The sequence below is a fragment of the Lysinibacillus sphaericus genome, from assembly GCF_005217585.1.
In the GTDB taxonomy this organism is placed as follows: domain Bacteria; phylum Bacillota; class Bacilli; order Bacillales_A; family Planococcaceae; genus Lysinibacillus; species Lysinibacillus sphaericus.
Genome location: NZ_SZPT01000001.1, coordinates 675,057 through 693,413, shown reverse-complemented (window position 1 = coordinate 693,413; position 18,357 = coordinate 675,057). Strand labels below are relative to the sequence as shown.

Annotated in this window: 19 protein-coding genes; 3 read left to right on the top strand and 16 right to left on the bottom strand. The window is 38.2% G+C overall.

The genetic code is table 11. The features are described 5' to 3' along the window. Positions 1 to 343: 343 nt before the first annotated feature. The 10 genes from FC748_RS03415 to nusB form a co-directional block, all read right to left on the bottom strand. Entirely contained in the window at positions 344 to 1,291 is a 948-nt protein-coding gene (locus tag FC748_RS03415; RefSeq protein ID WP_024361170.1) for a SpoIVB peptidase S55 domain-containing protein, read from the bottom strand. Positions 1,292 to 1,418: 127 nt separating this feature from the next. Then, positions 1,419 to 3,110 carry a DNA repair protein RecN gene (gene recN, locus FC748_RS03410; protein ID WP_108029718.1) on the bottom strand — a complete coding sequence of 564 codons (1,692 nt, stop codon included), beginning with the start codon at positions 3,108 to 3,110 and terminating at the stop codon, positions 1,419 to 1,421. A 118-nt stretch (positions 3,111 to 3,228) separates the two neighbouring features. Continuing rightward, positions 3,229 to 3,678, bottom strand: coding sequence for a transcriptional regulator AhrC/ArgR (gene ahrC, locus FC748_RS03405; protein WP_024361172.1), 450 nt, complete (start codon positions 3,676 to 3,678; stop codon positions 3,229 to 3,231). A 101-nt stretch (positions 3,679 to 3,779) separates the two neighbouring features. Next, a complete protein-coding gene (locus FC748_RS03400) occupies positions 3,780 to 4,598 on the bottom strand; it encodes a TlyA family RNA methyltransferase (RefSeq protein ID WP_108029719.1) in 819 nt (272 codons plus the stop codon). Further along, positions 4,598 to 6,499, bottom strand: coding sequence for a 1-deoxy-D-xylulose-5-phosphate synthase (gene dxs, locus FC748_RS03395; protein ID WP_024361174.1), 1,902 nt, complete (start codon positions 6,497 to 6,499; stop codon positions 4,598 to 4,600). Before dxs ends, FC748_RS03400 begins: the two co-directional genes overlap by 1 nt. Before the next feature lie 163 nt (positions 6,500 to 6,662). Next, positions 6,663 to 7,544 (bottom strand): polyprenyl synthetase family protein, encoded by an 882-nt coding sequence (locus FC748_RS03390; RefSeq protein WP_024361175.1) that lies wholly within the window; start codon positions 7,542 to 7,544, stop codon positions 6,663 to 6,665. Between the two features lie 5 nt (positions 7,545 to 7,549). After that, positions 7,550 to 7,783 carry an exodeoxyribonuclease VII small subunit gene (gene xseB, locus FC748_RS03385; protein ID WP_024361176.1) on the bottom strand — a complete coding sequence of 78 codons (234 nt, stop codon included), beginning with the start codon at positions 7,781 to 7,783 and terminating at the stop codon, positions 7,550 to 7,552. A gap of 2 nt (positions 7,784 to 7,785) precedes the next feature. Beyond that, a complete protein-coding gene (gene xseA, locus FC748_RS03380) occupies positions 7,786 to 9,138 on the bottom strand; it encodes an exodeoxyribonuclease VII large subunit (protein WP_108029720.1) in 1,353 nt (450 codons plus the stop codon). A gap of 304 nt (positions 9,139 to 9,442) precedes the next feature. Continuing rightward, the gene (gene folD, locus FC748_RS03375; protein WP_108029721.1) at positions 9,443 to 10,306 is read right to left on the bottom strand and encodes a bifunctional methylenetetrahydrofolate dehydrogenase/methenyltetrahydrofolate cyclohydrolase FolD; all 864 of its coding nucleotides are present in this window, start codon (positions 10,304 to 10,306) and stop codon (positions 9,443 to 9,445) included. A 34-nt stretch (positions 10,307 to 10,340) separates the two neighbouring features. After that, entirely contained in the window at positions 10,341 to 10,721 is a 381-nt protein-coding gene (gene nusB / locus FC748_RS03370; protein ID WP_024361179.1) for a transcription antitermination factor NusB, read from the bottom strand. A 328-nt stretch (positions 10,722 to 11,049) separates the two neighbouring features. Here nusB and FC748_RS03365 point away from each other — a divergent pair, with 328 nt between their 5' ends. Beyond that, positions 11,050 to 11,892 (top strand): MerR family transcriptional regulator, encoded by an 843-nt coding sequence (locus FC748_RS03365; protein WP_108029722.1) that lies wholly within the window; start codon positions 11,050 to 11,052, stop codon positions 11,890 to 11,892. A 186-nt stretch (positions 11,893 to 12,078) separates the two neighbouring features. Beyond that, a complete protein-coding gene (locus tag FC748_RS03360) occupies positions 12,079 to 13,248 on the top strand; it encodes an MFS transporter (protein WP_024361181.1) in 1,170 nt (389 codons plus the stop codon). A gap of 72 nt (positions 13,249 to 13,320) precedes the next feature. Here the strand turns inward: FC748_RS03360 and FC748_RS03355 are convergent, their stop codons facing one another. Beyond that, complete coding sequence (locus FC748_RS03355) at positions 13,321 to 13,731, bottom strand: Asp23/Gls24 family envelope stress response protein (protein ID WP_108029723.1); 411 nt, start codon at positions 13,729 to 13,731, stop codon at positions 13,321 to 13,323. A 330-nt stretch (positions 13,732 to 14,061) separates the two neighbouring features. Here FC748_RS03355 and FC748_RS03350 point away from each other — a divergent pair, with 330 nt between their 5' ends. Beyond that, entirely contained in the window at positions 14,062 to 14,271 is a 210-nt protein-coding gene (locus FC748_RS03350; protein ID WP_024361183.1) for a hypothetical protein, read from the top strand. A 115-nt stretch (positions 14,272 to 14,386) separates the two neighbouring features. Here the strand turns inward: FC748_RS03350 and FC748_RS03345 are convergent, their stop codons facing one another. The 5 genes from FC748_RS03345 to FC748_RS03325 form a co-directional block, all read right to left on the bottom strand. Then, positions 14,387 to 15,160: a class I SAM-dependent methyltransferase gene (locus tag FC748_RS03345; protein ID WP_193768776.1), complete on the bottom strand. Its 774-nt coding sequence runs from the start codon at positions 15,158 to 15,160 to the stop codon at positions 14,387 to 14,389. Positions 15,161 to 15,300: 140 nt separating this feature from the next. Beyond that, a complete protein-coding gene (gene accC / locus FC748_RS03340; RefSeq protein WP_024361185.1) occupies positions 15,301 to 16,662 on the bottom strand; it encodes an acetyl-CoA carboxylase biotin carboxylase subunit in 1,362 nt (453 codons plus the stop codon). Between the two features lie 12 nt (positions 16,663 to 16,674). Next, positions 16,675 to 17,172 (bottom strand): acetyl-CoA carboxylase biotin carboxyl carrier protein, encoded by a 498-nt coding sequence (accB, locus tag FC748_RS03335; RefSeq protein ID WP_024361186.1) that lies wholly within the window; start codon positions 17,170 to 17,172, stop codon positions 16,675 to 16,677. Between the two features lie 200 nt (positions 17,173 to 17,372). Further along, positions 17,373 to 17,933 carry a SpoIIIAH-like family protein gene (locus tag FC748_RS03330; protein WP_024361187.1) on the bottom strand — a complete coding sequence of 187 codons (561 nt, stop codon included), beginning with the start codon at positions 17,931 to 17,933 and terminating at the stop codon, positions 17,373 to 17,375. Further along, positions 17,934 to 18,353, bottom strand: a complete 420-nt coding sequence (locus FC748_RS03325) for a SpoIIIAG-related protein (protein ID WP_108029725.1) — start codon at positions 18,351 to 18,353, stop codon at positions 17,934 to 17,936. Between the last annotated feature and the right edge of the window lie 4 nt (positions 18,354 to 18,357).

Below are 18,357 nucleotides of genomic sequence, written 5' to 3'. Positions count from 1 at the left end.
TTCTGGACTTTGCTTTGACTGTTCAAAGCATAAAACCGTTACCCCTAATGTCTTTTTGACACACTGTGGAATTTTCGACATTTTTGGGTTAAAAACCTTTTCAATTTCCAAAAATGAGTATGTAGTCCGATACTTTCTTTTTTTCTCGACAAGTTACGATACTTAACAGCAAATTGTCGAATACACTTATCACTTATTTTAGTGAAAAAATGCTGATAAAACTACACTTTTTTTTAAGTATCGCTAAAGTGTTCACAAAAACCATGAAATACTTGGGGAAAGAGCTAAAATATACTATTTTACCCATGAAAGAACGGAGCTACCAGAGGCAGCTCCATCCAATTCATGAAGATTTTCTTAACATTTCTGCCACTGTAATAGCAGCCCCTTTTTTCGGTTCCTCAACAAACATATGTGTGACAGCACCAACGAAACGACCATCTTGTATGATGGGACTACCACTCATACCTTGTAAAATGCCACCTGTTTTTTCAATAAGCTTTTCGTCAGAAACGATAAATTCAAGCCGTTCATTTTCAACTTTTGTAATTTCAATGGAAAATGTTTCGACTTTACTTCCTTCAATAGCTGTATAAATTTCAGCCTTCCCCAATTTTATATCTTTTGCATGCATAATTTCGATGGCTTTGGGCAATCTTTGTTGATAGCTATCTTCCCATCGGCCAAAAATTCCATAAACCGTATTTTTATCAATACTCCCTAATCGTTCCTGATGTTTTTCAATGGAGGAAATTTTATAGCCGGGTTGACCAGGTAGGCTTTTACGGATTTGATGAATGGATGCTAAGAAAATGGAGCCTGCTCGGAAGACAGGTGCTTCTTGGAGAGTTGAGTCGACAATCTGGTGGCCTAATGCTCCGTAATTTAATGTCTCTGGATCAATGTATGTCAATGTCCCTACTCCATCTGTTTCATCCTTTAAAAAAGAGATGACATGTTCTGCTTCTTGCTTTTGTAAGTCAACTGTTAATGCTTTACCTTCACTTTTTATCGTCCATTTTTGTTGCCCATGGCGAGCAATGGCTTGCTTGGCATCAGCAAGTGTTTTTACCGTTGTATCATTTATTTTTTCGATAACGGCGCCTCCTTTCATCCACTGATTGGAAGCTAATAACACATCATGCGCAACAAAGACATGTGATAATTGAAGCTGAATTCCAATTGCTTCACCCATCGGTATTAATTTTTTGGCCGCAAAAGCCTGAATGGGCATAAATAACAAAACGATGAGCATAGGCAAAATGACAAATTGACGCCAACGACGATTCATACGACACCTCCTTTTGAATTTTGTCTTTATACTATGTGTTGTTGTGCGGTTCTTATAAGCGGTAAATATTTGTGCAAAATGAAAAAAACCCAGAAACATTGGATTGCCTCTGGATTTTCTTATTAATTTAGCGCATTTGTTTTTTTCGTTCGTTTGCCATCTTTAACAATTCTGTCGCATGCTGTAAAGTTAAATCGGTAATTTCTGCACCTGACATCATTCTGCTCACTTCTTCAATACGAGCATCTGTATCGATTTCTGCTAAAGAAGTAAATGTCCGATCATGTTCAACCTCTTTTTTAATGAAGTAATGATGGTCAGCCATCGCCGCCACTTGAGGTAAATGCGAAATACACAAAACTTGAGAATTAACAGAAATAGCTGCAATTTTTTCAGCGATTGCTTGCGCTACACGACCGCTTACGCCGGTATCCACTTCGTCAAAAATAATGGATGTTACACCATTGGAAGAAGAAAAAATCGTTTTTAATGCTAACATCATACGCGACAATTCCCCACCTGAAGCAATTTTCGGTAAAGATTTCGGTGGTTCCCCGACATTCGTTGAAATATAAAAGATCACTTGGTCTTTACCATTGACATCAAAGTAAGGTAAAGCATCAAAATTTACAATAAATTTTGCTTTTTCCATATGTAATTCACGTAGCTCTGCCATAATAGCCTCGCTTAAATCATTGGCTGCTGCTTTTCGAACATGCGAAAGTTTTTCAGCAAATTCACTTAATACTATTTCCATTTCAAGTACTTTTCGTTCTTTTAATTGCAATATTTCATCACGATTCAAAAGCTCACTAAGCTCTGTTTTAATCTTCTCATAATAGGCGAGCATTTCTTCAACAGTGGAGCCGTATTTGCGCTTTAAGTTTTGGAAAAGTGCCAAGCGTTGCTCCACTTCATTTAATCGCGCAGGATCAAATTCTAACTCGTCTAATACATTTTTTACCTGATAGGCGGCATCCTGTAAAGCGTAAAAAGCAGTTGTTACCGACTCAGATGCCTCTTTAAACTGTTCATCGATGACCGCCGCATCATCTAATGCGCCCATCGCTGTACCGATCCAGTCAAGCCCTTTTGTCTCTCCCTGAATTGCTTCATAGGCAGCACTCGAGCGTTCGAAAATTTTATTAAAGTTCATTAGACGACGACGTTCATCTAACAGCTCATCTTCTTCACCAAGCTTTAAATTTGCATCTTCCAATTCTTTCATTTGGAATTGGTACAAATCAATGCGTTGCGCCATTAACTGCTCATCAATAGAAATGGTGGCTAATTCTTTTTTTAATGCCCGATATTCGTTATATTGAATACTATATTGTTCAAGAATCGGTGATAGTTGCTCTTCTGCAAATTGATCCAATAAATGAATATGTTGTTTTTCATCCATTAGTTCTTGATTTTCATGTTGGCCATGTATATCAATTAAACTTGCACCAATATCTCGTAAAACCGATAAAGGGACCAATTTGCCATTTACCCGACAAACACTTTTACCAGAGTCATTTAAATCGCGGCGTAAAATAATAGAATCTTCTTCTATTTCAATGCCTGCTTCCTCCAATTTCTTGTATACAGGATGTGCAGTGCTTGAAATTTGAAACAACCCGCCTAACTCTGCTTTTTTAGCACCATGACGAATAAATTCTGAATTGCCTCTACCACCAGCAAGTAAATGTACCGCATCAATAATAATGGATTTCCCAGCACCAGTTTCTCCTGTTAGTACAGTTAAACCATCCGAAAAACTAACCGTTAAATCCTCGATGATGGCAAAATTTCGAATACTAAGCTCTCTTAACACAAATTGTCACCTCTGAATTAAATTCAACTGCTATTATATCTCGTGCTATCAGATGCAAAATGACCGCTTTTTTTAAAACAGGCAAGCAACTGTTAACCTTTGGATTTTTGTTTCTTTCTTATAGCATGTCCAATAAGCGATTTTTTGTATTTTCTCGCTCGGCTTCATCGCGACAAATAATTAAAATAGTATCATCCCCTGAAATCGTACCTAAAATTTCAGGCCAATCTAAATGATCCAGTAATGACGCAATAGCATTTGCATTACCTGGGAGTGCTTTCATTACTAAGAAATGGGATGCTCCGTCAATGCTCACAAAAGCATCCGCTAATGCACGATGTAATTTTTGTACTGGATTGAATCGTTGGTCTGCGGGTAAGCTATATTTATAGCGTCCATCCTGCAAAGGTACTTTTACTAAGTGCAGTTCTTTAATATCACGTGAGACCGTTGCTTGTGTCACATTATAGCCTGCATCCTTTAAAAAATCGACTAAATCATCTTGTGTTTCAATTTCATGATTTGCAATAATATCACGAATCCGTATATGTCTTTGCCCTTTATTCATATCGTTCACCTCTTATAAATAGTTAAATATTTGTATAATTACACTACCATTTTCAGCATAAAAGCACAAGAAAAAACACGGCTCTACTTAATGAGCACGTGTTATTTTAGTGCACTATGCGCTTCTTCAACGAGTGCATTAAAAGCTGTATATGGTGGAATACTTTCATCCCCTATAGGATTCACTAAATGGAATAAAAATTCAATATTCCCCTCACCGCCAGTAATCGGCGAAAAAGAAGCATCCTTCACAACAAAGCCGACTTTTGTTGCCATAGCAGCGGTTTTTTCTAGAACATCGAGATGGACTTTTTTATCACGGACGATACCCTTTTTACCAACATTCTCTTTACCTGCTTCAAACTGTGGTTTAACAAGTGCCATGACATCCCCACCTGGCATTAAAACCGTTTTTAGTACCGGTAAAATCAATGATAGTGAAATAAAGCTCACATCGATTGTAGCAAACTCTGGTAAACCTTCCGTTAAATCTGCCGCTGTTGTATAGCGGAAATTCGTTTTTTCCATAACTGTTACACGTTCATCTGAACGAATTTTCCACGCAAGCTGATTGGAGCCAACATCTAAGGCATAACAATGTCGCGCACCATTTTGTAATGCACAATCTGTAAAACCACCTGTAGAGGAGCCGATATCAAGCATCAGCTTCCCCTCTACAGACATATCAAAAATTTGCAAAGCTTTTTCTAGTTTCAAGCCACCACGGCTCACATATTTTAAATCCGACCCTTTTACTTGCAGCGGTGCATCGATTGCAATTTTTTCTCCTGCTTTGTCGATGCGTATTTCATTAGAAAAGACAAGACCCGCCATAATGGACCGTTTTGCCTTCTCACGCGTCTCACAGAGCCCACGCTCTACAAGTAAAATGTCTACACGTTCTTTCGGTTGTTTTGTCATTATTTGTTCAAACCTACTTGCTGTTTTTGTTGTAGTAACACTTGCATACGTGCCACTGTATCTTCTGCTGTCATATGGATTTCCGCTAGCAGTTGGTCTACGTTTCCATGCTCAATAAATTGATCTGGAATACCCATTCGATCAATGATTGCAGTGAAATAACTATGGTCGTGCGCAAATTCTAAGACGCCACTACCAAAGCCCCCCTGTAATACCGCTTCTTCAATCGTTAGCACTGGTTTATTGCTAGTAAATATACGATGCAGCATGTCCTCATCCATCGGCTTAATAAAGCGAGCATTCACCACTTCAATTTCTACGCCTTGTTGCGCGAGCATATGCGCTGCTTCCATTGCCATTGGAATAGTTGTGCCGAATGTTAATATCGTCGCATCTTTCCCCTCACGCAGCACTTCCCAACTACCTATTGGTAAAGCCATAAGCTCCTCATCGAGTGGGACGCCTATCCCATTTCCACGTGGATAACGAAGGGCAATCGGTCCGCCGTTATAATCAATGGCTGTTTTCACCATATGTTGACCTTCATTCTCATCCTTTGGCATCATAATCGTCATATTGGGAATATGGCGAAGGAATGCTATATCAAAGACGCCTTGGTGTGTTTCACCATCTGCACCAACTAAGCCAGCACGATCAATCCCAATGAAAACGTTTAAATTTGGACGCGCAATATCATGTAGAACTTGGTCATATGCACGCTGTAAAAACGTTGAATAAATCGCTAAAAACGGCTTCATTTTTTGAGTAGCAAGACCTGCAGCCATCGTTGCGGCATGTTGTTCAGCTATGCCGACATCAAAAAAGCGTTTAGGAAAGTCTTTTTGAATCCCTTGCAATTTTGAGCCAACAGGCATCGCTGGCGTAATCGTCACAATGCGTTCATCTTCATGTGCAATTTTACGAACAGTTTCAGCGATTAAACTACTCCACGCAGGACCTTTTGTTTCAGATTTAACAAAGGCACCGGTCTCCATTTTATATGGCCCTGTCCCATGCCAATTCCCGATTGTATCGTCTTCTGCTGGTTTGTAACCTTTTCCTTTTTTCGTAATGACATGCACAAGCACTGGGCCTTTTACTTTTTTAGCATAGGATAAAGTCGTTTCAAGCGCCTCAAAGTCGTGACCATCAATTGGCCCTAAATATTTAAAGCCTAATTCCTCAAAGAAGACACCAGAAACGACTAGATATTTCAAACTGTCTTTCAAGCGTTCAGCAGTTGAAGCTAGCTTCCCACCTAAAACCGGAATTTTATTAATTAACGATTCTAATTCTTCTTTGGCTTTTGAATATTCTTTGGCAGTTCGTAAGCGACCTAATACGTTGTGTAATGCGCCAACATTCGGTGCTATGGACATTTCGTTGTCATTTAAGATGACAATCATATTAGTTTTTGCATGCCCTATATGATTTAATGCCTCAAGCGCCATACCGCCAGTTAAAGCTCCGTCCCCAATAATCGGTACAACGAAGTTTTTTTCGTTTTTAATATCACGTGCTGCTGCCATACCCATGGCTGCTGACAACGATGTCGAGCTATGACCCGTTTCCCATTCATCATGTTCACTCTCCACAAGCTTTGGAAAACCACAAAGCCCTTTGAACTGACGCAAAGTGTCAAATTGACTCGCACGACCTGTCAAAATTTTATGCACGTAAGCTTGGTGGCCAACATCCCATAAAAACTTATCTTTTGGACTGTCAAACATTTTATGAAGCATAATTGTCAGCTCCACAACACCCAGGTTCGGTCCGATATGACCGCCTGTGACAGAACATTTTTCAATTAAGAAAGTTCGAATTTCTTTTGCAAGTTGTTCAAGCTCTCTCTTATCTAAGTTTTTTAAAAAGGATGGACTAGAAATCTTGTTTAAATCCACCTTTCTCACACACCTTTTCAATAAATTATTCACCGCAATCGTGTTTCCACCATTATAACAGTGTTATCCATATGCTAAAAGTACGAACACTTATTGTTTGCCTCTTGGCAAACGTCCTCACCTATTCTAGCATATTCTTTCCCTTTAACGCCCATTTTTTCTCTTAGTTTTTACGATGAACAATATAGGCCGCAAACTCACGCAGTAAGCTGACATCTACTTGTAAGTTATCCAGTGCTGCAATAGCTAGCTGATAATGGTCAGCAAGTTTTTCTTTGGCTCCAGCTAACGTTAGTAATGCAGGATATGTGCTTTTATCGCTCGCTACATCCTTCCCTGCTGTTTTGCCTAATTCCTCTGTTGTGCCTTCAATATCTAAAATGTCGTCTTGGATTTGGAATGCCAGCCCAATATGATGCGCATATTCTTTTAAAGTAGCACGGTCTTCTTGAGAAGCATTGGCTAATACTGCACCCGATTCAATACTAAATCGTAAAAGTGCACCTGTTTTATTGACATGTACATGTTCTAGTTCCGTTAGGCTTAGTTGACGTTGCTCACCTTCCATATCGAGCACTTGACCGCCAACCATCCCTTCAGCACCTGCTGCTACGCTTAGAAGATTGACAAGTTCTATTCGTTGCTCCGCTGAAAGATCCATGCGCGCTAAAATGCCAAACGCTAGCGTATTTAACGCATCGCCTGCAAGTGTTGCAAGGGCATCACCAAACACTTTATGGTTAGTTGGTTTGCCACGACGGAAATCATCGTTATCCATGCTCGGTAAATCATCGTGAATTAAAGAATACGTATGAATCATTTCAATAACAGCACCGACTGTAAGCCCTGCTTTTAGGTCTTTACCGTAGATTTCTAAAACTGCTAATACAAACAGTGGGCGAATACGTTTGCCTCCTGCCTTTAATGAATATAGCATCGACTCTTTTAAATGAGCTGGTGCGTCAATTTTCTCAACAAGTGCAAACATCTCAGCCTCCACTTGTGGTGTGTTGCTCTGAATAAAATGTTTTAATTGTTCGTTCATTTTAACTAGTTCTCTCCCTTTAGCGGATCAAATACTGTTGTTTCGCCTGTTTCTTGAACAATTGAAATTAACTGTTCCTCAGCATGCTGTAGTTTACTATGGCAAAACTGTGAAAGCTCCATGCCCTGCTTATATAAATCAATAGCATTTTCTAATGGCACATCACCCTGCTCTAATTGGCGGACTATTTCTTCAAGTGCCGTCATTGCTTCTGCGAATGTTTGTTGTTTCTTCGCCATTGCTATTCCTCCTTACTATTTGGCAAGACATTTGTCACTTCGGCTATTACTTTCCCATCGTGGAAGGCCAATGTTAGTTGATCTTGCCGCTTTAAGTCAGTAGACGATTTCAACACTTTGTCATCTTTATATGCGACTGTGAATCCTCTTGTTAAAATAGCAAGCGGATTTAATGCTTCGAGTGTTCTTACAGATGCCTCAAATTGTTGTTTTTGCTTTGTTACGTAATGTGTTGCAGAACGTGTTAGCTGTTGAATGCGCTGTTCTAATTCCCTTTGATGAAAAACGAGCGCTTTTTTTGGTGATTGCTGCTCTACTGCGCTATGCAATTTTTGAAGTTGTGCTTCTTTTTTCATCAAATCCACTTGCATCGCTTTTTGTAAAGTTGTTTCAAGCTGTACTAGCCGTTCGGTAAACGGACGATACAATCTTTCTGGCATCGATAAAGGATAGGACTGTTGTAGCTTATTTAGACGTTGTCGCTCCGTTATAAGTTGCGCCCTCACGATTTGGTGAAGCTGCGATTTTTGAGTCAACACTCGTTGATACAATTCTTGCTGGTCAGGAACTGCCATTTCAGCAGCAGCAGTCGGTGTCGGTGCACGTAAATCTGCTACATAATCGGCAATCGTCGTATCCGTTTCGTGCCCTACTGCGCTAATAATTGGAATCCGACTATCAAAAATAGCACGTGCTACAGCTTCCTCATTAAACGCCCATAAATCTTCAATTGATCCTCCACCCCGTCCTACTAACAAGACGTCACAAACAGCATCTTGATTAGCGCGTTCAATATTGTGTACGATGCTTGGTGCTGCTTGTGCCCCTTGTACAAGGGTCGGATAAATGAGAATTTCAGCAAGCGGATACCGTCGCTTTAAGGTTGTACAAATATCTCGAATCGCGGCTCCAGTAGTGGATGTTAAAACACCTATTTTTTCAGGAAACTTTGGAATTGGCTGTTTCCATTCTGGTTTAAAAAGCCCTTCTTTTTGAAGCTGTTCTTTCAGTTGATTAAAAGCAACAAACAGGCTTCCGATTCCATCTGGTTGCATTTCCTGCACATATAATTGATATGTACCATAGCCTTCGTAAACGTTTACATCTCCTCGGATAAATACTTGCATACCCTCTTTAGGCTCGAATGCTAATTTTGTTGCTGCAGTTTTAAACATCGTAGCTGCAATCCGTGCGCCATCATCCTTTAACGTAAAGTAAATATGCCCAGATTGGTGTACTTTAACATTCGATAATTCCCCTTTGACATAAACTTCGCGAAGATGTGGATCTGCATCGAATTTTCGTTTAATATATTTCGTTAACGCTTTTACAGTTAAATAAGAAGCTGATGACATTATTTTCGGCTCCTTTACTAAAATCAAGTTTTTCACAAAACTACACTTATCATAACATTTTTTGTCGCCCCTGACGTGTAAAAATACAGTTTCACGAGAAAAAACGTCTGTCTTTCATCCTATTTTAAAACATTACTGTAACATATTTATTCCAAACTTGGCTCGGATGAAAGTGGCTACTATGTGTCCTTTTTAGTGGCGATTCTTGCAATATTTTATCCGCACACGATGTACTTGCAAAAAGAGAGCCACCTCAAAAGTAATGAGATGGCTCTCTAAGCAAACGAAATTCTATTGTAAGTAATTACTTCATTTTATTCGCAAGCTTTGTTTCTGCCGCTTGCACTGTGTTGAAGAGTAACATCGTGATTGTCATCGGGCCGACACCGCCTGGAACTGGTGTAATGTGAGATGCGATACCGTCAACCTCTGCAAAGTTTACGTCCCCGCATAGCTTGTTGTTTTCATCGCGGTTAATGCCGACATCAATAACAACAGCACCTTCTTTCACATGCTCTTTTGTAATAAAGTTCGCACGCCCCACCGCTGCAATTAAAATATCCGCTTGTTTTGTGAATGAAGGTAAATCTGGTGTTTTTGAATGCGTGTATGTCACCGTCGCATCTTTTTGTAGCAATAGTTGTCCCATTGGTTTCCCTACAATATGACTTCTACCTACAATGACTGCATGCTTTCCAGCGATTTCAATTCCTGAATATTCAAGAAGCTTCATCACGCCAAACGGAGTACATGGTAAAAATGTTTCCTGGCCAAGCATCATTTTCCCAACGCTAACTGGCGAGAAGCCATCTACGTCTTTTTCAACAGCGATTGTCGCAATAACTGTGTCCTCATCAATATGTTTAGGCAGTGGTAATTGTACTAAAATCCCGTGAATATCTTCACGATTATTTAAACATTCAATTTGCCCTAACAGCTCTTCTTGTGTCGTTTCCTCTGGCAGTTTAATTAACTCTGAAAACATCCCAATTGCTTCACAAGATTTTTGCTTATTTCTCACATATGTAGCTGAAGCTTGGTTGTCCCCAACTAGAACAACCGCTAAGCCTGGAATTAAACCTTGCTCCTTTAAACGAGCTACTCGCTCGGCTACTGAACTACGAATTTCTTGACCAATCTCTTTACCATTAATAATTGCACTTGACATAAACCTTAGTTACTCCTTCCAATTCAACACATTTTTATTGTTCTGTAAATTTAGAAAGTACGCCATTAACAAATTTTGACGATTTATCGTCTCCAAATGTTTTGCATAACTCGATTGCTTCATTAAGTACTACTCTTTTTGGTGTTTCTTGCATGTATAAAAGCTCGTATACAGCTAGTCGTAAAACTGTTCTCTCAATTTTTGGCAGACGGGCAAGTGACCACTTTTCTAGATGCTGCGTTAATGCCGCATCAATTTCCTCTAAATGTTCAGCTGTTCCATTTACAATCTTTTCGTAGAAAGCATTTGTCGGTTGACCTTTAATATGTGCTTTTGCTTCTTCGACTGTAAGATCTGTATTGTCTAGCTGAAACAAAACTTGCAACGCTTTTTCACGTGCTTCATGTCGTTTCATGTAAAGCTCTCCTTCTTAAGTGGCATTAAGGTTTATAATAGCATAAATTCGTACGAGAAACACGGATTCAAGCAAGTTTTCAATAATCTGAAACCTTTTTCAAGCAACTTTCTACTTATTTTAACTTCTAATTTGTTGAAATGTTAAAAATGTAGTGCTACCTTATTTTTAACTTGTGGACCTTCTTACAATATATAACGGAAACTTTTTATAATAGGATGCAATCTTATCGAGCCATTTCTTTGCTGAATGCTATAATAAAAAAATACACTTTCTTTAGCGAGAGTTTGACACAAACGCAACATTTTTTACTAGTGGAGGAAAACAGATGAAAGAACATTATTATACAATCGGGGAAGTTGCAAAATTAGCAAACCTTTCTGTGCAGACCCTTCGTTACTACGACCAAATTGACTTGTTTAAGCCTGCTTATACTGATTCCGCTAGCAATTACCGCTATTATAAAGACAGTCAGATTTTTTACTTAGATATCATTAAGTCACTAAAATATATCGGGACATCACTTGAAGACATTAAAAAGGCGCTTATGCTAACGCCTGAAGAGCTGCTTGTTTTTTTAGAACAACAAGAACAACGGTTGGAAGAAAAAATTTCACGTCTGAATGAAGTAAGATACACGCTGTTGAAAACAAAAAAGCAAATGCAAGAGCAAATTGACATCCCCATCTTCGGCGAAGTTTACACGCGTTTTGAAGAAGAAATGCCAATATTACAAGTGACTACGACTGAACTGACACCCACTTCTAGCACCAATACATACTACAGCATTTTAACAAAAATTATCGAGAATGAAGGAAGTGTCTTAAATAGTCGCTATGGATGTATTTATCCGCTCGCTCATTACAAAGATGTAAATGACATTTTTTATGATGCGATTTTCACTCCACTATTAACGGAACGTAGATTTTCTAAACTGACAACGAATATGAAACAAACCATTGTACCAGCAGGTAAGTATGCTTGCATTGCTTTTATTTATCACCCCGATACGTATTTTTCCTTTTACGAAAAACTTAAAAAATATGTAGATGCGCAACAAACAGCATTTGAATCCACCGTTTACGAATTATATATGCCCGCAACCTTAACTGATCAGCAGGAAAAGAAGTTTATTGTAGAATTAAAAATCAGACAAAGTACGACGCTTTAATCACCTTCCTCATTGTAATAAGAATAATTCTAGTGCATTGCATAACTATGCCGTTTTACTTCCACACTAAAAAAATAAAAACAAATCTTTTGACCCTATAGTAACTATAGGGTTTATTGTATTAGATGGAAAATATTCTAGTAGATTATGAATCTCGTGTATCGTGAACTGTTGAAGGAGAGAAAAATGAACAAGAATCAAGCTATAACATTAACTATTTTATTAGCCAATCTCTTTATCGCCTTTTTAGGAATAGGATTGGTTATCCCGGTATTACCAACTATTATGAACGAGCTTAATATTACAGGCTCTGTCGTTGGCTATATGGTGGCAGCATTTGCCATAACACAACTCATTGTATCGCCAATTGCAGGGAAACTGGTGGACCGTATTGGCCGAAAAATCATGATTGTTGTTGGTCTATTTATTTTTGGCCTTTCAGAGCTATTATTTGGGATGGGCCGTTCCATTGAAATTTTATTTTTATCGCGCATGCTTGGTGGTGTAAGTGCTGCTTTTATTATGCCCGCAGTAACAGCATTTATTGCTGATATTACAACAATGGCGCAACGTCCGAAAGCACTTGGCTATATGAGTGCAGCTATTAGTACTGGCTTTATTATAGGACCAGGGCTCGGTGGATTTTTAGCAGAATACGGTACACGTTTACCTTTCTTCGCTGCCGGTGTTCTCGGTTTCGTAGCAGCGTTATTATCGCTCACATTTTTAAAAGAACCGACACGTGCTACGGATGATACAGAAGCCGCATCTTCTATTTTCAGCAGTGCGAAACGAATTTTTAGCCCTTTGTATTTCATTGCATTTGTGCTTATTTTTGTCCTTTCATTTGGTCTTGCAGCATTCGAGTCACTCTTTAGTTTATTCGTTGATCATAAATTTGCATTTACACCATCTGATATTGCTATTATCATTACCGGTAGTGGTATTATTGGTGCCATTGCCCAATTACTATTGTTTGACTGGCTTACGAAGAAAATGGGCGAGATTAATGTTATTCGATACTCCCTCATTCTGTCTGCCACGCTGACTTTTGCCATGACAATCGTTAATCATTATTTCGCAATATTATTTGTGACATTCTTTATTTTTGTCGGCTTCGATTTAATTCGTCCTGCTGTTACGTCCTATTTATCAAAAATCGCAGGAAATGAGCAGGGCTTTGTTGGGGGCATGAACTCTATGTTTACAAGTCTCGGAAATATATTCGGACCAATTATTGGGGGAATATTATTCGACATTGACTTAAATTATCCATATTACTTTGCTACCATCGTGTTAGTTTTCGGCGTAATACTTGCACTGTTCTGGAAGAAACCAAAAGATATCGCGCTATAAAACCTTTTAACCAATTTAAAAAGGAGTTGCCTTCTATGGTGAAATATCACCAAGATGGCAGCTCCTCTTTTTTTATTCTGGTACTACTGTTTCCTCTTTTTCGAAGTGAATACCTGTAATATGGACATTCACCTCTGCTGTTTCAAGTGCAGTCATATTTAAAATTGCTTGGCGAATTTGCGTTTGTACATCCTTTGCCACTTTCGGAATTGAATAGCCATATTTTACAGAACAAAATACATCAATGGTAATTTTCCCATGTTCTGTTATACCAGATTTTATGCCCTTATTGTGTACTTTCTTACCGAAGCGTTCAACGACGCCAGTTGCTATATTACCACGCGTTGCTGCGATACCCTCTACCTCGTTTACTGCGATTCCAGCTACAATTTCAATTACTTCTGCAGCTACTTCAATTTTCCCAAGCTCTTCTTTACCAGAAGGTGTTGGTTGTACGAAAGATTGTCCTACTTTCTCTGCCATACAAATATCATCCTTTCCCTTACACATCGCAAGCAAATGCTGTTGTTATGCTTATTATACTATAAAAAGGAAGGTTTGGCTTAGAAAAGACGTTTTCATTTTTTTACATACAAGTAATCCTAGAAATTTCTTCCTTGTTGAATAGACATTGAAAGTTAATCACCGGCTTCTATTATGCTTTCAATGGGCTTTTTATTGTTGACTGCTAATAACACAAGTTATATCACTAACGATATCTTAACGATTCTATCTACACCTTACACTGCCTACGTGCTACAATTGCTTTATGATTGAAAAATATTCCAGATGTTTTATGGTGGGGGATTGAAGATGGATAATGAAACAATTGAGAAAAACGAACTTTATGGTTATAAAACCTACAATATTTTTGCTTATATCATCGGTTTATTATTATCACCATTACTAGGGGTTATTATGGGCATAGTAGGCGTCAAACAACGTAAGAAATATGCATGGAGTATTATTGTTGTTTCAATTGTAGGTGGGTTGTTGAATTTTTTCTTAGTTAGTAATCTATAAAATTTTTTACGCTTGTAATGATGAACTTGCGTTATTGGATATCCTTACACGCAAGTTCTTTTTGATAGTTCTTCCGTTCTGTCAATAGCGTGTCTATAAAAAACCTTCAAACTTTTCAGTTGCTTATTTTTTTACAAACATAGATTAACTCGTAACTGTCATTCGTAGCAACGGTTTCTTTCCAGTCCTGAAATACATCTACAATTTCAAAACCGTTGTACAATAAAATCCGTTCCATTTCTTTTGGATATACATATCTTAAGCTTATCTTTGTGCTCTTTTCATCCACCATTTGACCTTCACTATTTTTATACTTTCTAATTGTTGTATAGTGTTGGATTTGACTTAAAGCATCATAATGACTAATTGTATAGACATCAACAATATGAATCGAATCGCGATCAGTATACGTTCTCCAATATTCTTCCGTACTTGGTTGAAGTAATTCCTCTGCGCTAGGAAACCTCGTACCAAAAATGAAGATGCCTCCCATTTCCAAATGTTTATTCACTGAAGAAAGTAAACTATCTTGCGCATTGTTCGTCAAAAAATGTTGAAATGAATTCCCAACTGAATAAATGAAATGACTTTTCGTTGGTAATTGCAATTTTGTACAATCTTGTTCCACCCATTCAATCGGCAAATCAAAATCTGCTGATTTTTTCTTTGCTTCATTTAACATACCTTTATGGATGTCTACTCCTATCATTTGATAACCATTTTTAGAAAGTGGAACCGTCAGTCTCCCCGTTCCACAAGCTAAGTCAATGATTGTTCCTTGTGTAGTTGACGCCCACTTTAACAAAAAGGGTAATTCTGCCAAATAGCTTTCATTTTCTATGTCATATAAAATCGGGTCATCGTATTCTTCAAAATTATACATAACCATATCTTCTCCTCTCTTTTCAATTTATTTACAATGTTAACATAAAACAAAAAATAGATATCTACTAAATAAAAAACCTTCTGACTACTAAAAGCCAGAAGGTTTAAGAAATAGATATTCGATTCTATTCCATCGTTTGTTAATTATTTCTTACTTGTTCCTAATACGTCATTTTCTTCCAAGAATTTCGTGTTGAATTTCGCAGATTTGAAGACGTCGTTGTTCATTAATGCTTGGTGGAATGGGATTGTCGTATTGATACCAGGACCAGCTACTTCAAATTCACCTAGCGCACGATTCATTTTCGCAATTGCTTCTTCACGCGTATCCGCATGAACAATCAGTTTTGCTACCATTGAATCGTAATATGGAGGAATTGTGTAACCTGCATATACAGCAGAGTCAATACGTACACCATAGCCACCTGGTGTTACATAAGTATCTACAGTACCAGCTGATGGCATAAAGTTTTTGTATGCATTCTCTGCGTTAATGCGGCATTCAATTGCCCAACCATTTAATTTAATATCATCTTGTGTGAATGGAAGTTTCTCACCTGATGCAATTTTTAATTGTTGTTGAACAAGATCGACACCAGAAATCATTTCTGTTACAGGGTGTTCTACTTGGATACGTGTATTCATTTCCATGAAGTAGAACTTGTCCTCTTGATAGTCATAGATGAACTCGATTGTACCAGCACCTTCATAGTTACATGCTTGAGCTGCTTTCACCGCTGCTGCACCCATTTCTGCACGGCGTTCAGAAGATAGAGCAGGAGATGGAGCTTCCTCTACTAATTTCTGCATACGACGTTGAACAGTACAGTCACGTTCGCCTAAATGTACGACATTACCGTACCCATCAGCTAACACTTGAATTTCACAGTGACGGAAGTATTCAATGAATTTTTCTAAATATACGCCAGGGTTACCGAATGCTGCAGCAGCCTCTTTTTGCGTAATATCAATACCTTTTACAAGGTCTTCTTCTGTACGTGCTACACGGATACCTTTACCGCCACCACCAGCAGTTGCTTTAATGATAACTGGGTAACCAATTTTCGCAGCCCATTCTTTACCTGTTTCGATATCTGGAACAATACCAGTACCTGGTACAAGTGGAACGCCCGCTGCTTCCATTGTTGTACGAGCAACGTCTTTAATCCCCATAATTTTGATGGAATCAGATGAAGGACCAATGAATTTAATGCCCGCATTTTCACATGCTTCAGCGAAATCAGCATTTTCAGAAACGAAACCGTAACCTGGGTGGATACCGTCTGCTCCTGTTTTTTCTGCAACGCTTAACAATGCTGGGAAGCTTAGATAAGAATCTTTAGATAGCTTTGGACCGATGCAATATGCTTCGTCTGCTAACTTCACATGTAATGCATCTGCGTCAGCTTCAGAATATACAGCAACCGATTTGATGCCTAATTCTTTACAGGCACGAATAATACGAACAGCGATTTCGCCGCGGTTTGCGATTAAAACTTTTTTCATGGTTTGCACTCCTTACTCAGCTTTTACAAGGAATAATGGTTGACCGTATTCTACTAAATCGCCATCTTTGGCAAGTACTTCAACGATTTCACCTTTAACTTCAGCTTCGATTTCGTTGAAAAGCTTCATCGCTTCTACGATACAAACGATTGTTTCATCGCCTACTTTGTCGCCAACTTTTACGTATGCTGGTGAATCTGGGTTTGGAGCTGCATAGAACGTACCAACCATTGGTGATACAATTTTATGTAACGATGGGTCGTTGCTTGCAGGTGCTGCTACTGGAGCTGCTGGTGCTTCTTCAGCTTTCGCTGGAGCTGCTGGTGCTACTGGTGCAGTTTGTTGTACAACAGGGGCTGTTTCTTGTTTTTTAGGTGCTACTGTTTCAGTTACGACAACACCATTCTTTTTTAATTTAACCTTTGCGCCATCTACTTCATAAACGAACTCGTCGATTGAAGAAGAATCTACTAATTTGATAATTTCACGAATTTCTTGAATTTTGAACATTTCTAACTCTCCTTATGAAATAAAATCTACTACAATCACTATTCTATATTTTTTTCAAACAATTTGAAACACTAAAATGAAAATTAAGTAAATATAAACAAAATAAAAGGCTTTCTTTTACTAAACGAAAGCCTTTTCATTATGCTGATATATAACAATGATTAATTAATAAACAGAATATTCCTTTTTTTCTTTATTATTTAATAGTTATTTGCACTGAATTTAACTTGAACGTCATTTGCGCCTTCCCACTCTGTTTTTACTAAATAAATAATTTCATTTGCTTGTGATTTTGATAATTCTTCTGCCATAACCGTTACGGAAACTTTTTCACCTTCCGCTCTAACAAACGCATCATTATAGCCTAAAGACTTAATCAACATTTCAAGCATTGCTTCAGCCGATTCCTGTTTAATCAAGCCATCGATTTCATTGAAAGCCTCATTTTTTTCTTCAGCAGTATATTCTTCAGACGCAATTTTTTGCGTTAATTGTTCACGTAATTGGCTTCTTTCATCATTTACTTGCATACGCATTTCTTCAAATAAATGACTTGGAGACAATACTTCTTGGGTTGCATCTTGCTTATTAGTAGCTTCCTGATCTGTAACACCCGTAATTGCTGTTTGTTGTAATGTATCATCTGTAAAAATCGTTAAGCCATTAAACTGTTTTGCAGGATCCACCAAATAATAAACTGAAATAACTGCTACAAGACTTAATAATGTCATAAACCAAACTGTTCTTCTACGTACGCGCATTTACTTTTCCTCCTTATTTTCCATTGGAACAATAATAATTCGATGAATAGGTAATTGCATCACTTGACTAACGACCGCACGAATTTCATTTTTTACAAATATATCTGATGCTCCTTCTGAAACAATTAGCATTCCTGTTACATCTTTCGTACCTTGGTCAGTCCCTCGAAAATACTGGCTAAATAGTTTATTTTCATCCTTGGCATCTGTCATCTCTCCGTAATAAAAATATACTTTAACCTCCCCAACACCATGCATTGCCTTAAGCGTTTGCTCAAGTTTTTCTTCATTCGTATTCGGTGTTACTCGCTCATTTGATGAATTCGTTTGATACAAAGGAAACACGATGAAAATTCCCACGGAGGCAGCAATCAACATTAAGACGATAAATGACGTTGTTTTTTTTCGTGCCTTTTCCACATCA